The organism is Phycisphaeraceae bacterium, assembly GCA_020851465.1.
Lineage (GTDB): Bacteria > Planctomycetota > Phycisphaerae > Phycisphaerales > Phycisphaeraceae > JADZCR01.
On the sequence record JADZCR010000017.1, the window covers coordinates 73,894 to 87,970 of the forward strand.

The window sequence follows — 14,077 nt, forward strand, 5'->3', positions numbered from 1 at the left end:
AACGGATCCGTGCAACCCCGATGGGTATGTTACACCCCGTGCAGGTTATTCATAAGGCAGATGTTTTTGAGCGTCAATAGATTCGGCCAGGGGGTTAAGCTTGCGGCCAGCCCGCATCATGACGACACTTTTGATCCTTAACCTCCGAAGGATCCCGCCATGCCCGATGTCAAACTCGATATTCCGTTCAGTCTCAGCAATCCGTGGGAGTTTCCCATCCACGGCATGCCGCTGCGTGTGAGTGTCCCGCTGCCTCGCGGCGCCGTGCGTGATCCTGCGAAGGAGTTGGTCCTGCTCGATCAGGAAGGCAGAGATGTGCAGGCGCAATGGCGCGTGTTATCTAAGTGGAAGGATGGCTCCGCATGTTTTGCGTTGATGGACTATTCCGCTGCCACGATCGCGCCGCGCACTCAACTTAATTTCAAGCTCGCACGCCGTCTGGGAGAACTCCCCAAAGCACCGATTCAGTCCGTGATCAAGGTCAAGGAAGACAGCAAGTCGATTTCGATCGACACCGGTCCGCTGCGCTGGGTTTTTTCCAAGGGTCGGTTTTCACTGGCTGAGGAAATTCACTTTGCCGGCCGCGATTGGATCGGCGGACAGGAATCCGATGCTACGGTTCTCGACACAGCCGGCCAGATTTACCGCGCATCTCAGGGCGAGTACCGCATCACGGTCGAGGAACAGGGGCTTCACCGTGCGGTGGTGCTGATCGAGGGAGATTTTCGCAATCCGATGCAGCGATTTATGAACTACAAGGCCCGCATCACCTTTGTCGCAGGCGGGTCACAGGTCCACCTGTCACACACGATCCGCAACCGTGAGCCGGGACGTCAGGGACGCGATGTACTGCGGTGGGGAATCTCCGGCGGTCTGGCTGTCAGCGACAAAGCGATTCGTCGCCTGATGCACAATCAGCGCGGACAGATGACGATCTACGCTGCCGTTGAAGTACCTGAAAATGTGGACCTCGACACAGGGGTGTATGAAACGCATCTGCGTCACGGGCCAAGTCTGCGCGAAGATATGAACGATGTCTGCTATTCGATTAAATCGGAGCTGGAATTAAGTCGGTACGGCTCGTGTGATGCGCTGATCGACCTGCACGAACCGGGCGTCGGCGGAATGCTCTTTTCCTGGGCGATGCCTGCGCCGACGTATGAAGGACCGATGCACCTGGGCAGCGATCGCAATCGTTTCGAGATCGATTTTTACTACGACGTGCTTTGCGATATCCCCGGACAGCCGCCGGAAGCCAAACCCAAGCCTTCAGGTCCGATGCACCTCAACGAGGGCATGGGTAAGACTCGGGATTTTCTGATTAATTTTCATGACGATGCGCTGCCGATGCGCGAACTGGTCCACGACTCAACTCACGTGAGCTATCCGGGTGTCGTAGGTGTACCTGCGGAGATCTACCGACAGGCGGAGTTTGCCGACATCCACCTGACCTTGCCGCAACAGCTCAACAAGTATCCGATGCTTGAGTCGAAGATCGACACATTGTTGGCGGCACAGTGGGCGTATGACTGGCCCAAGGCCAGCGGTTGGCGCGACTATGGCGATGAGATCGGCGCACGCGGACGATGCCCGGAGTTCGGCGTCAAACAGTTCATCAACAACGAAGAGGATTATCTCTTTTGCCTGATGACCGACGCATGGCGCACTGGTCGGCCATATCACAGCCAATCGCGTGCCGTTGCGCGGCATCTCATGGACATCGATTACATCGACTTTTCGACCGATCCGGGACGCGATGGCGCAGATTGTCCGCACTCGACCGGCCACACCAATGGCGAGTGTTACACCAGCCATCAATGGTGTCAGGGTCTTCTGTACTGGTACCTCGCCACCGGTGACAACGAAGCCCTGCGCATCAGCAAACGCATCGGTGACAACCTCATCTGGTGGATCACCGGGCCGCACAAGTCGGCACTGACCGCCAGCGGTCGGGAGTCGGCATGGCCCATGCTTTCACTCGCGGCACTCTACGAAGTCACCGGCGAAGAAAAATACCGCGATGCAGGCATGCTGATTGTTAAGGACCTCCTCGAATCCCACCGACGCCACGGCCAGATCATGTGGGAATATCCGCTGGGTTCAGGCATCTTCAGCAGTTATATGGCTCTGATGACCTTCAACGGTATCTGGGCCATGTACGACGTCACCGGCGATGCGACAGTGCTCGATCTGTGGAAGAAGGCATCGGGTCCGTATGTCGAACAACTCAGCGACCCGCGGCATTGGGGTTATCTCCACTTCCGAAACTGGCCGATCAAGTGGGCTGACCTGGGCACGCTGATGCGGTGGTATTACCTCACCGGCGATAAGAAATACGTGGAACTGGGACGTAATGGTTTACGGCTCATCATGGCTGGCTGTCCGCAGCCACTCAACCAGACACAGGGGTTTATTGCGATGGGGTACCGACACTTCATTTACTTCCTCAAGCTGGCTGACGAGTTTGGCATGATCGATGATGATAAGTGCGTGCTGGTGTGGTAATCGCCGTATGACGAAAAAGATTTCCGAAGGAGGATTCGATCGAGGACATGGCTTGTTTGGGACAAAAACTCAACGAGCCTGCCTAAAATCGATGAAGCACAGGTTGAGCAGTACGAATGAGTCAGCTTAAAAAAATTCTTATCGTCGGTCATTGTGGTAAAGACGGTCCAATGCTGCAGGATGCTCTTAGTAGCCTGAAAGGTGTGCCAGCCCTGCGTATCAATGACACTGCGACGCTGAAGAAAGAAGCGACATCCGATGCGCTGCTGCTGGTAAACCGCGTGCTGGAAGGGCGATTCGATTATTCGAGCGGGATAGAACTGATCGAGTCAATGAAAAAAAGTGCGGGTGTCAAAATGCTGATCTCTAATCTCCCTGATGCTCAGGCACAAGCGGAAAAGGTCGGCGCGGTGAAAGGCTTCGGAAAAGCCAAGGCGTACGAACCCGCTACGCTGGCACTGGTACGAAAGACTATGGGAATCTGATAATGCTGTTTTGATTTTCCACTCGATTGCTGTCATCAGACACGGGAAATTAAAAATTCATCTTCAGCGTTGCGGGCTCGCGTGGTAAACTCTTCGTTGTTCTGATCATCTCTATTTCTATCGGAGCAGGCTTATGAGCAAATTGTTGATTCTTATCGTGGTCTTGGCGGCGATTGCGGCAGGACTTTATTACGGAGGAGTCTGGCCCAAACAGACGACCACTTCCAACGCGCCAGCCGCGGGCACACCCGCTCCGGATGATCTGTATCTCAAAGGTGACCAATATTTTGCGAGTAACCAGTATCAGGCTGCCGCAGACACCTACCGTGAGGCGGTGCAGAGAAACCCGGACAGCCCGCGTGCAGCAGAGGCTCGCTATCGCATTGGCAAAACGCTGGAAGATGCAAAAAAGCCCGCAGAAGCACTGGCCGCGTACAAGGAATACATCGAAAAAAATCCGAACGACGAGAGTTCTCGCATCAATCAGGCTAAGAAACGCATCGACTTTATCACAGGCACCGGCGCTCAGTAAAAGATGCAGAGGGTTGCCTGATCCTCGGACAATCCAGCTAGCAAGCGATGCCACGCTGTGTCGTGGAGGGTTTGTCCTGTCCTGAGTTTTTTGAGGGACATGGAAAGTGTTGAGCAAGATTGCTGCTTTTCTCTACACTTGCGGTTCACTCCCGGATTGATCGTTATGAAAATTGCGATCGGATGCGACCATGGCGGGTTCCCGCTCAAGAAAAGCACGACTGACCTTCTGCGTTCTCTTGGCCACCAGGTGATCGACAAGGGGGCAATGATCGACGATCCGAAGGATGACTACCCCGACTTTGCCGAGGCGGTTGCCCGCGCAGTGCAAAACGGCGAAGCGCAGCGCGGCATCGTCATCTGCGGTAGCGGCGTCGGGGCATGCGTGGCGGCCAACAAACTCAAAGGCGTTCGTGCCGGTCTGTGTCACGACACCTATAGCGCTGCCCAGGGTGTCGAGCACGACGACATGAATGTGCTCTGCCTCGGCGCTCGCATTGTCGGCATCGCACTGGCGGAGCAACTGATCCGCGCATTCGTCGGCGCAACATTCAGCGGAGAGGAACGTCACCGACGACGGCTGGCCAAGGTTCTTGCAATCGAAGCACGCGGCTGAGCATCACCTGTCAATCGCTCCGTAACGCTGTCGAGTTAAGCAAAAACAACTGCTGCCGGTTTAGCACCAATCTTGGTACGCGGATTTTTCCCTTTGCGTGTTAATGTTGCTCAAAGACCTCTGCGGATTCGGCGACTCAGGGTTGCTATGGTTCCCAGTGCCAGCAACGCAGCGGAAGCAGGCTCAGGTATGAACCACGCCAAGCCGTACGTTTCCGTGGCATTCGAGCGATTCAACACATCCAGACGGTAGTTACCCAGCGGCAGGTTGGGTACATAGATGTGTTCCACGTTATCGATGTCACTCGTGGAGAGACTGACACGGGTCATGGTGCCCATATCCCAGAGTTCCAGATCGAGATCGCGCAACGCAGTGGCATTGAAAGTGTCGGCGTCGAGAATCAGGTTGGCGTTGAGATCTTCGCCGGCATCAAGGATTCCGTTTGTGTTGGTGTCTTCGGTATTCCAAAGTCCATCGGGAGCGCCCACGACTTCATTGAGTGTCACGAATCGATCCCAGGTGAGCGTCGCGGTGAACAAGCCCATGACGTTATCAAGGGAGTAATGGTTAATGACATTGGAACCCAAGGTGGCGATATCCCAACCTACCGGGCGAACCAGTCCCGGTCCCTGTTCACCCGCAGCGTAATTCATGGCTGATTTTTTGACGTCCATCTGGCCCGTACCCAGGAGCGGGTCGAGACCGACTTGAATATCCACAGTAGGTCCAGTCACCGTGAGGGGATCGACTTTTGTAAATGTGCCGGCGTTAAGAGCACGCCCCCAGACAGCGTTGTTCTGGTCAGTCAGGGGAGCACCGGTAGGCGCATTTTTGTCTGCACCGTTGAGCAGGACCGCTTTGAGGACTTTGTGATCGGTGGACATACCCAGCGTGGTGCCGCCTTCGTAGAGCAGGGCGGCCGCGCCAGCAACGAGAGGTGCGGCAAAGCTGGTTCCGGCAATTGTGTTGGGACGAAGCGTGTCACCACCGCCAAGATTGGCACCGGGATTGGTGACGGGGAACGGAGGTCCGGGAATTACAGGGGCCGTGTCGTCTATGGCGAGCATGGCATCATCAGTGAGGCCTCCGCCATTGAAGTCATCTTTGTCGAAGATCGGATTCCCCGCGTTGGTGCCAGCATATTCCCACACGCCGCCACCCGTCGTGACAAATTGATTCACCCCGGCGGGCACAGCATTGAATGTGCCAGCTGCCCCAAGAGGGCCGGGGTCTCCACCCGGCGCGACGATATCTGTTTTTTGCCTGCCGAGATTGGTGATGGGACTGACGTCGGAAGTCGTGTTTGACTTGTTGTAGGAGGCCCCTTGGTCGTAAACCAGTTTCCCACCGACGCGCCTTCCTGTAGCGCCGACGTTGATGTTGTTGAATGCGTCAGAGGGTGAGCCATATTCGTTGCCGGTTTCATTTCCAGCTACGATAAAAAGTACATCTTCGATGGTCGCCAGCGGTGCGGAACGGGCTGCCCAGTCCATCCACAACGAACCTATCAAGGATCCGTTGTTAGTTCCCAGTGCCTGTGCAAATCCAAGACTCATATTGACGATTGGCGTTGCTGATCCAACGGCTGTGTCGATCGCGTCCTGACTATTCAGTATGAACTCACTGCTGATGCCGATACCTGCTGCCTCAATTCCCGCTCCGGGTGCGATGCCGACAAACGTCGGCCCCTGGCTGACGACCACACCGGTGACATTGGTTGCATGGTTGCCGATGGAATCAGCCGGGCGGGCGCCTTGCGGGATGGCGAGATAGCCAACGGGGGCGAGAAACAGGTTGGCCATATTTGGCACGTTTTGTCCCGCCTCGATGACGCCAACGGTCACGCCCGCGCCGGTCACCACCCCCAGCCCGGTCTCAGCGAGATCGGACGGCTTCGCGTTGACCGCATCCACCATCTTGTCTAGTCCCCAAGCTTGTCCCGTCGCCACCAGGCAGACACCTGTGGCCAGCATCAGTGACAACCGATGTGCTGCAAACATGATTTTTTTTCCCTTTGATTTGGACATGACTGTTCCTCCTTTGTGTTGACGTGAAAAAGCGCATTGCTGCTATTACCCCGGAAACTTCGATATTTTGGGACTCAGGCGCGAAATGAGACAAACATATCCCTGATAAGAAACAAGGATATCGAGGTCTCGTATTTGAGATCAAGAGATTTTTTTTGAGGTAACCGAAAAAATAATCGCGTTTATCAGATACGCGAAGAGGTTGAAATCTTAGAAAATGAGGCCGGTTAGCAGTTGTGCGTGATCACGCAGCGAACATGGCATCGACAAACTTCGCCGGATCAAAGGGTTCCACGTCGTCGGGTGTTTCCCCGACACCGATGAATTTCACGGGAATGTTGAGGTTTTCGCGGATGGCAACGACGATCCCGCCACGGGCAGTGCCGTCAAGTTTTGAAAGAAAGATTCCCGTCACGTCGGAGGCTTCGGTGAAAATTTTTGCCTGATTGATGGCATTTTGTCCGGTCGTGGCATCAAGCACGAGGATCACCTCATGCGGCGCACCCGGTATTTTTTTGCCTAGCACGCTTTTGATTTTGGTGAGCTGGCGCATCAGGTTTTCCTGTGTATGCAGGCGGCCGGCCGTATCGACGATCAGCACATCCACGCCGCGGGAAACTGCCGCCTCCGCTGCGTCAAATGCCACTGCTGCCGGATCGCCGCCTTGCTTGCCCTTAATGACGTCCACACCCAGACGCTTGGACCAGATTTCGAGTTGCTCAACCGCCGCAGCACGAAAAGTGTCGCACGCCGCAAGCAGCACGGTTTTTTTTTCATCCCGCAGACTCTTGGCGATCTTGGCGATGCTGGTGGTCTTTCCTGATCCGTTGATGCCCGCGACGAGAATGACGGTCGGCGTCGCTTTGCCGTCCGTCGCAGGGGCAAAGCGCAGTCGCCGATCCTCAGCCGGCCAGTAGGCGTTGAGCTGGCTCTTGAGGTGTTCGAGTGCCTGATCGCCTGATTCGATTTCGCCTCGCTCCCACGCAGCCTGGAGGTCTTTACGCAACTCGATAGCCGTCTTGATCCCCACATCCGCCTGGACCAGCCGACGCTCGACCTGATCGAGTAGGTCAGCGGATAGCTTCTTGCCGCTGAGGATGGTGCGCAGCGAAAGCGCCTGCGTGGTCTTGGTGAGGCCAGCCTTGACCTTCTCGAAGATGGAACGAAACAGACCCATGAAGGCGAAGGATTCTAACGTGTCCTCCCGATCCGGGAAGCAACGGACCTGAAATCACCGAGGCAAGGATTCTCGCTGCCGACATCATGCGATGAATCCCGCGGCGCGGTAAGATGTTCAATCCGCGATGGCGGGCTGTAATTCGTTTCAAGAGTGTGCTTATGTCTCACCAGATTGAAGGCGATTGGCTTGCACGCGGTGCTCAGATCGCCATTGTTGTCAGCCGGTTCAATGACTTCATGACCAGGCAACTTGTCGATGGCGCAGTGGACACCTACACCCGTCTTGATGGCAATCCTGATGCCTTGACCATCGTGTACGTTCCCGGTGCGTTTGAGCTGCCGATTACCGCATTGAAGCTGGCGCAGACACGAAAATATGCAGCAGTCATCTGTCTGGGCTGCGTGATACGCGGCGCGACGGATCATTACGATTTTGTCGCAGGTGAAGCGGCGCGGGGAATCGCGCAGGTCGGACTCCAGACCGGCGTACCTACGATTTTCGGCGTGATTACGGCTGAAAACATGGAACAGGCGATTGAACGCTGTGGATCCAAACAAGGCAACCATGGTTCCAAGGCGATGTTCGCCGCGCTGGAAATGGCGAACGTCTGGAAGAAGCTCTGAACCTTCCCATGGCCAAACGCCGCGATATCCGCCGAGCCGCAATGCAGATCCTTTACCAGATGGACGTGCGCGGTTTGAATGACCGTGAGGCGATCCGTGAGGGATTGGCGGATGGACCTGATCCCGCGGAAGTCAATAACGAAGCATTCACCATCGCCGAAGCCGCATGGGCATGTCACGAGCAGGGTGATTCATTGATGCAGGAGTTGGCACCCAAGTGGCCGACGCATCGTCAGCCGCCGGTCGATCGCGCGATTCTGCGGTTGGCTTACTACGAGATCACAGCAGGAGTCACCCCGCCGAAGGTGGCGATCAATGAAGCGGTCGAGCTGGCCAAAGCATTCGGCTCCGAGCAAAGCCCGACCTTCATCAATGGCGTGCTTGACAAGGTCATCAAGCGGACCACTCCATCCACTTCAGCAGGTTCGTCATCGAGTGATTCCGCCACCGGTGATGCGTGGCTCGACGATGCATTGAAAGACGACGCCAAGCCCGATGCGTAAGCGTTTCCGCATAGGCGGCCAGGGTGAGATTCAGGTCCGATTACCTGCGATTTATGCCGGCCAGATGCGGTAGCATCCCTTGCCGATTAAATGCGGCGAGCGACGCTGATTCGGACAGAGGGTAATCACTGCGAGAGGGCGGCCTCTGAAGCGGATCCGCGCCAGATCCATCACGCGATCAATTTCCCGGTGGCGCGGGTAGTCGTACGTTTCCAGACCAATGGCGACGACGTAAGTTCTCCCCGTATGCGATAGGGCGATCTGCTCCACGTCGGTCTGGCAGGCTGCCCAACCGCGCAGCCGCGTAGCAACCGCCGCCAGCGAGATCGCATCGCGGCGGAGACGGTGGATGAGCAGTCGCAACTCCTCACTGAGATTTTCTGCCGGGTTAAATCGCGGCGATGTCGGGGTGACACGCCGGGCGCGACTGGGAAGGCAGTCGATGATCCGTGCTTCAGGTAGATCGGTGTCATCAATGATGGACCACACCGGCAGGCCGGATGCGGGCAGCCCATCACGCGAGACATCCGCCTCAAGTTGGAGCAGCCCTGAGAGCCCTGACAGGTAATCGACGCGATGTATCGGCGTGTTCGACGCCAGGTGTGACAGCCCGGACGGGCCTGCCTCACATGCCTCCAGCGGCGCGGAAGTAACCGCCACCGGCCGTGGACGCTTGAAAAGTCGATCAGATGTTTCGACAGGTCGCGGGGTCGGCGGATGACGCATTACTCACTCCGTCTTGGGAGGAGTAACATCGGCCCGCATGCACCGAAAACGCCAGTGTCAACCGTTATCGGGCGTAGGTCACGTCTTCCGGATGGCAGGACTTCCGCTGAGGGCCGAGTGGAGCTTTCTGGAATGCGCAGTTTGCGGGCGCTTCATCCTGTCCTGAACGCGCCTCAATCTTTCACCAGTTTCCACACGTCGCTTTGCATGTTGTTTCCTGCGACCATCCATAGTGCGCCGTCGTGGACAAAGACGCTCGCCGCATGCCGCACCGCCCAGGGCGTGTCGGGTACTTCTTTCCAGTTCACGCCATCTGTTGAGTGCCACACGTCGTTGCGATTGCCGTGATTCCAACCCTCAAGCACCCAGAGTCGATCGTCGAAAACCGCCACATCGTGATATTCACGCGGTTCCCACGCTGCTTTTGGGGTGTGACAGGTCCAGTGGAAGCCGTCGTCGCTGGACCAGACATCGTTGAATAAATTACGGCTGGGGATGGTAGGGGTGTCGTAGGTGCCGCCGCCGAGGAGCCAGATGCGATCTTTGAAGACGGCTGTGCCGCCGATCATTCCGCGTTGCGGCCAGCGTTTATCTTGCGGCTGGATTTTTTTCCAGTCCTTGCCGTTTTCAGAAATCCAGATGTCGTCGTAATAGAACTGCTCAGCCGGCGCGAACTGTGGAAGCGTTTGTCCGCCGATGATCCAGAGATTTTTTTTGAAAGCGACTGTGTAGTGCAGGCAGCGTGGATGCCAGGGTACACCGGCATCGCCGCTTTCACGGCGCCAGTTGACGCCGTCATCGGAACTCCACACATCGTTGTGATAGTGTCCCTGATTACCGTCTCCGCCGACAATCCACATGCGATCCTGATGGATGACATACCCTGCGGTATGCCTGCCTTCCCAATCTTTGTGAGGGTCAAACTTTGGCGTGCCGAAGGTATTGGGTTTGACGCAGGTCCACTCCTTGCCGTTGGCAGAGCACCAGACATCGTTGGAGCAGATGCTTGGGAAGTGGGTTTTGTCGCCGGGATTCCACCCGCCGATGAGCCACATTTTATTTTTGTAGGTCAGCGCGCCTGCGCCATCGCGAGGAGCAAACGCGGCATTCATTGTGATCTGTTGCCAACTATATTTTGAGTCCATGCGCTTTATTGTCGATGGACAGCCGATGTTTGTCGATCCGCATTCCGACATATCCGATGGCAGCATCGGAACGGACACCCATTTTCTCTGAATTACGGATCGCGGCGATTCCCCGCGCTTGAGCGAGCCAGCCGTTTCCCTATCATGTCTGGTCCGACCCACCTGTTTTCAATCCAGGCAATAAAAGAAGGAATTCACTTATGCCAAGGCGTCCCAAGATCACCATCATCGGCGGCGGTAATGTCGGCTCCTCCTGCGCTCTCTGGGCTGCAGCCAAGGAACTCGGAGATATCGTCGTCCTCGACATCCCCCAGGCCGAAAATGCCATCAAAGGCAAGATGCTCGATCTGGCGGAGTGTGCCCCCATCGAGCGGTTCGACGCTCGCATTACCGGCACCAGCAACTACGAGGACATCAAAGACAGCGATGTGGTTGTCGTTACCGCCGGTCTGCCGCGCAAGCCCGGCATGAGCCGTGACGATCTCATTGATACCAACGTCAAGATCGTCCGCAATGTTTCCGAAAACATCAAAAAGTACGCGCCCAACTCTGTGGTCATCGTCGTTTCGAATCCCCTCGACGCGATGGTTTACACCGCGTGGAAAGTGACCGGTTTCCCGACGAGTCGCATCGTCGGCCAGGCAGGCGCGCTGGACGTGGCCCGCTACCGTACATTCATCGCGTGGGAAATCGGATGCAGCGTCGAGGATGTCAGTGCTCTATTGATGGGCGGGCACGGCGACGACATGGTTCCTCTGCCTCGCTTCACCAGCGTGCATGGCATCCCGGTCTCGATGCTCCTCTCAGAAGAAAAAATCACAGCCTGCGTCGAGCGGGCGAAGGTCGGCGGGGGCGAAATCGTCAAACTCCTCGGCACCAGTGCCTATTACGCGCCGGCCAGCGGTGTCATCCAAATGGTCGAGGCCATTGTCAAAGACAAGAAGCGCATCATCCCCAGTGCCGCTTACTGCGATAAGGAGTACGGCGTGGGCGGATTCTTTGTCGGTGTGCCCTGCACATTAGGCAAGGATGGCGTAGAGAAAATCATCGAGCTAAAGCTCGAACCGGGTGAGAAACAACTCCTCGATACCTCGGTCAGCCATGTGAAAGAACTGGTAGCGGTTGTGACGAAGCTGTATCCGGATTTGAAGTAAAGTGAGCGAGGTCTATCCGGCTCAGCACAGCGCGGCAAAGGTGAGGATCACGAGCAGGAGGATCTTCTTCTGATTGTCGCTGAGATTGAAAAGAGCAAGCATCGCAACTTCCTTGATAGATGCCTTTCTCTTTCAATGCCAGTGCCAGGGTTCGTAACGGCATGACGATGATTGCGGTAATATCCTGAAAAGGCTGGGGTTACGCATGATGTCGTGTACGAGCAACTCGGCCGGTCGTCCAAGCCGGATGTTGCCGCCACGCAACACGGGCAGTTTCCGCATGTCCAGCGCGGACAACATGTACGCAGGCTCTCGGTCGAGTATCCGCCCACGGAATTACTCACGCCGTTCGGTCTGTTTGGGTATCTGGGTCTGGATCAGCGTCTGTATCTCGATTGTTTCTCTTGTCTCGGCTCAGCCAGCCGGATCTTCAGCCGCATCGGATAAGGAAATCAAGATCGACGCGCCGCGTGTGGACTGGTCACATGCGATCGAAGTACACCGACAAATCGAGTCGTGGATTGCTGCTCGACGTACTGGCGGTGCAGAGGACAAACCCATTGAGGTGACCGGACTTTCCGGCGTCAAGGTTACGCTCCGATGGAACGGAAAAGTTCTCGGCAGCGGTGAGGCGTATCCTGACGATCCGACGGCTGAGAATGCAGTCGTGAATCTCAAGGCCCTCGCGGCACATGCGACACAACTCGCGCTCGAAGCCAGTGAATCCACGTTACAGGATCTTCGTCGTCGCGCACTGGCGCGGCCTGAGGCCCAGCCATCTACTCAACCCGATGCAGATAACAAACCCCGGCGGGATCCCGCTCGGTATCTGCTGGCTGATCCGACAATACGCCTCGTGGCGGAGCTTCAGGTGGGCCTGCGACTCGAACCGATTCGCCTGCCAGCCGATGCGAAGGATGCCGCGATTTATGAGCAGTTCGTTCCTGATTTTCACGGCCTGCGTCTCTGGACTGATGCGGGAAACGCACCGGCGTCGCCGCGCGATTCGTGGATATGGCCCGGTACGGCTCTGGCATACAACATGTCCCCGAATAATCAGGTACTCCGCCTGCTCATCCAGGCACGACTGGATATGAACGATGTGCGGAAACTTGGCCGACCAAAGGGGCCGTCGTTCTGGCGTTTCGAGATTATTCACGTAGTGCGTCCTTCGCCGGACTCAGCGGTCACGCGGCTGGTGCGCGGCAACGTGTTACTGCCGTTGACGAGTCTTGATGAGGCCACTCTCGACGCGATGGCGTTGCGCATGGCTGACAATCTTTCCGGTCGATTCGTGGAGAAGCTGCCTCTTCCCAATGCGGAGCAGAATGAACGCGCTACCGAAGACCTGGCATTAACAGCCTACGTCCTTTCCCAATGGCTTAGGCAGTCAGACAAAGCCAGTCTGCCGGAAAAAGTCCGCACCCAGGCTGAAGCGGTCGTGAAGCGCAACACTGAAATACTGCTGGCATCCATGACACAACTCAAGGGTGTGCCGCAGGCGTTGCTGCTTCTGACCATGATCGACTCGCCGATGTTGAATGAACGCAAGGTGCAGCGTGACTCGCTCGCCAACAGTTTGCTGCGTCACTGGAATGCGGAGGGTTCCTTCACAACAGGAGATTCAACGGGTAAAGAACCCGCAGGGGGAGTGAAAAAAGGAACCGATACGGCATCGGCACAGGCATTGATCGTGTCAGCACTGGCGCGGCTGTATGAGCAGACCCGCGATGTCGAGCTCGGCAGAAAAGTGCAAACCGCCCGACTCATGCAATGGCGCGAGTTTTCCGCCGATCGAATCATCGCAGCTTTGCCCTGGATGATGCGGACAGAAAACAGCGGCACACTTTTGGATGCCATTCCCGGCCCGGCAGCAGGTGATGCCAAGCAGACAACGCAGCGACAGGAAAAAATCAAAAAACTCATGGCAGCTCTCCGTGAAAGGCAGATCGTGGACCCGCCTGACATGGGGCCATCGGATGTGGTGGGGGGCTTCGAGCTTAACGGCTGGCCGCCTGTCGGTGCGCCAAACCCTGATTGGCGCAGCTCTCTGGTGGTGAGTTTCCTCGCGTCGGCCATGCGCGATCCGGCAATCGTAAAGCCAGCGGATCGCTTGTCATGGCTGCTGACCTGCGGCCTGGGTGCTCGTTTTCTTGCGCAGTTGATGTACGACACGCCGAATGCCTATTACGTGCAGTTCCCCAGTGAGGCAATCGGTGCAACGCGCGTCTCGCTCTGGGACAACGACACGCCTTCGTCAGTGACTGCGATGAGCCTGCTGGCGGTGCTGGATCTGAAAAAGACGATCGCAGAGATTCAGGCCGCGGGCGGATTCAGCCCGACCACCACGGACTAAGCCGGCGGACTGTTCACAATTTAGGCACCGAATGTCGCCAGCCGGATCACGATGCGCGCTTGATGTGCGGTTGTCTGACGGCAGGTGAGATAGATCCGACATTATCGAATTACGTAACACCCAACAGATTCAATACTTGAGTCGTCTTACGGCGTTTAGTTTGAGCTGTGGCATCGGTGTTGCAAAGGTTGTGAGTCGCGCGATCCGCGCGCCCAGTGTGCAACGC

At 56.5% G+C, this 14,077-nt stretch carries 12 protein-coding genes; 8 read left to right on the forward strand and 4 right to left on the reverse strand.

The genetic code is table 11. The features are described 5' to 3' along the window. Positions 1-159 precede the first annotated feature (159 nt). The 4 genes from IT444_13015 to rpiB all read left to right on the forward strand — a co-directional run bounded on the left by IT444_13015 (position 160) and on the right by rpiB (position 4,137). Positions 160-2,505, forward strand: a complete 2,346-nt coding sequence (locus IT444_13015; protein MCC7193689.1) for a hypothetical protein — start codon at positions 160-162, stop codon at positions 2,503-2,505. 116 nt (positions 2,506-2,621) lie between these two features. Continuing rightward, positions 2,622-2,990 (forward strand): hypothetical protein, encoded by a 369-nt coding sequence (locus IT444_13020; GenBank protein ID MCC7193690.1) that lies wholly within the window; start codon positions 2,622-2,624, stop codon positions 2,988-2,990. 133 nt (positions 2,991-3,123) lie between these two features. After that, the gene (locus tag IT444_13025; GenBank protein MCC7193691.1) at positions 3,124-3,522 is read left to right on the forward strand and encodes a tetratricopeptide repeat protein; all 399 of its coding nucleotides are present in this window, start codon (positions 3,124-3,126) and stop codon (positions 3,520-3,522) included. A 165-nt stretch (positions 3,523-3,687) separates the two neighbouring features. Next, on the forward strand, positions 3,688-4,137 hold the full coding sequence (gene rpiB, locus IT444_13030; GenBank protein ID MCC7193692.1) for a ribose 5-phosphate isomerase B: 450 nt from the start codon (positions 3,688-3,690) through the stop codon (positions 4,135-4,137). A 110-nt stretch (positions 4,138-4,247) separates the two neighbouring features. On the opposite strand, the gene IT444_13035 is transcribed toward rpiB, so the two are convergent. Together IT444_13035 and ftsY are read right to left on the reverse strand one after the other, a co-directional pair. Beyond that, positions 4,248-6,164, reverse strand: a complete 1,917-nt coding sequence (locus IT444_13035) for a S8 family serine peptidase (protein ID MCC7193693.1) — start codon at positions 6,162-6,164, stop codon at positions 4,248-4,250. A 244-nt stretch (positions 6,165-6,408) separates the two neighbouring features. Next, positions 6,409-7,341: a signal recognition particle-docking protein FtsY gene (gene ftsY / locus IT444_13040; protein ID MCC7193694.1), complete on the reverse strand. Its 933-nt coding sequence runs from the start codon at positions 7,339-7,341 to the stop codon at positions 6,409-6,411. Positions 7,342-7,502: 161 nt separating this feature from the next. Here ftsY and IT444_13045 point away from each other — a divergent pair, with 161 nt between their 5' ends. Together IT444_13045 and nusB are read left to right on the forward strand one after the other, a co-directional pair. Further along, on the forward strand, positions 7,503-7,967 hold the full coding sequence (locus IT444_13045; protein ID MCC7193695.1) for a 6,7-dimethyl-8-ribityllumazine synthase: 465 nt from the start codon (positions 7,503-7,505) through the stop codon (positions 7,965-7,967). 8 nt (positions 7,968-7,975) lie between these two features. Further along, complete coding sequence (gene nusB, locus IT444_13050) at positions 7,976-8,470, forward strand: transcription antitermination factor NusB (protein ID MCC7193696.1); 495 nt, start codon at positions 7,976-7,978, stop codon at positions 8,468-8,470. Positions 8,471-8,521: 51 nt separating this feature from the next. Here the strand turns inward: nusB and IT444_13055 are convergent, their stop codons facing one another. Further along, positions 8,522-9,196: a hypothetical protein gene (locus IT444_13055; GenBank protein MCC7193697.1), complete on the reverse strand. Its 675-nt coding sequence runs from the start codon at positions 9,194-9,196 to the stop codon at positions 8,522-8,524. 173 nt (positions 9,197-9,369) lie between these two features. Then, the gene (locus IT444_13060) at positions 9,370-10,341 is read right to left on the reverse strand and encodes a hypothetical protein (GenBank protein ID MCC7193698.1); all 972 of its coding nucleotides are present in this window, start codon (positions 10,339-10,341) and stop codon (positions 9,370-9,372) included. Between the two features lie 200 nt (positions 10,342-10,541). Between IT444_13060 and mdh the strand changes: the two genes are divergently transcribed. Together mdh and IT444_13070 are read left to right on the forward strand one after the other, a co-directional pair. After that, entirely contained in the window at positions 10,542-11,495 is a 954-nt protein-coding gene (gene mdh, locus IT444_13065; GenBank protein ID MCC7193699.1) for a malate dehydrogenase, read from the forward strand. Positions 11,496-11,775: 280 nt separating this feature from the next. Further along, a complete protein-coding gene (locus IT444_13070) occupies positions 11,776-13,851 on the forward strand; it encodes a hypothetical protein (GenBank protein ID MCC7193700.1) in 2,076 nt (691 codons plus the stop codon). Positions 13,852-14,077: the final 226 nt, after the last annotated feature.

Bases quoted from the DNA above. Each gene is read 5' to 3' on its own strand.
- IT444_13015 (MCC7193689.1), top strand. From the start codon at position 160: ATGCCCGATGTCAAACTCGATATTCCGTTCAGTCTCAGCAATCCGTGG.
- IT444_13020 (MCC7193690.1), top strand. From the start codon at position 2,622: ATGAGTCAGCTTAAAAAAATTCTTATCGTCGGTCATTGTGGTAAAGAC.
- IT444_13025 (MCC7193691.1), top strand. From the start codon at position 3,124: ATGAGCAAATTGTTGATTCTTATCGTGGTCTTGGCGGCGATTGCGGCA.
- rpiB (MCC7193692.1), top strand. From the start codon at position 3,688: ATGAAAATTGCGATCGGATGCGACCATGGCGGGTTCCCGCTCAAGAAA.
- IT444_13035 (MCC7193693.1), bottom strand. From the start codon at position 6,164: ATGTCCAAATCAAAGGGAAAAAAAATCATGTTTGCAGCACATCGGTTG.
- ftsY (MCC7193694.1), bottom strand. From the start codon at position 7,341: ATGGGTCTGTTTCGTTCCATCTTCGAGAAGGTCAAGGCTGGCCTCACC.
- IT444_13045 (MCC7193695.1), top strand. From the start codon at position 7,503: ATGTCTCACCAGATTGAAGGCGATTGGCTTGCACGCGGTGCTCAGATC.
- nusB (MCC7193696.1), top strand. From the start codon at position 7,976: ATGGCCAAACGCCGCGATATCCGCCGAGCCGCAATGCAGATCCTTTAC.
- IT444_13055 (MCC7193697.1), bottom strand. From the start codon at position 9,196: ATGCGTCATCCGCCGACCCCGCGACCTGTCGAAACATCTGATCGACTT.
- IT444_13060 (MCC7193698.1), bottom strand. From the start codon at position 10,341: ATGGACTCAAAATATAGTTGGCAACAGATCACAATGAATGCCGCGTTT.
- mdh (MCC7193699.1), top strand. From the start codon at position 10,542: ATGCCAAGGCGTCCCAAGATCACCATCATCGGCGGCGGTAATGTCGGC.
- IT444_13070 (MCC7193700.1), top strand. From the start codon at position 11,776: ATGTCCAGCGCGGACAACATGTACGCAGGCTCTCGGTCGAGTATCCGC.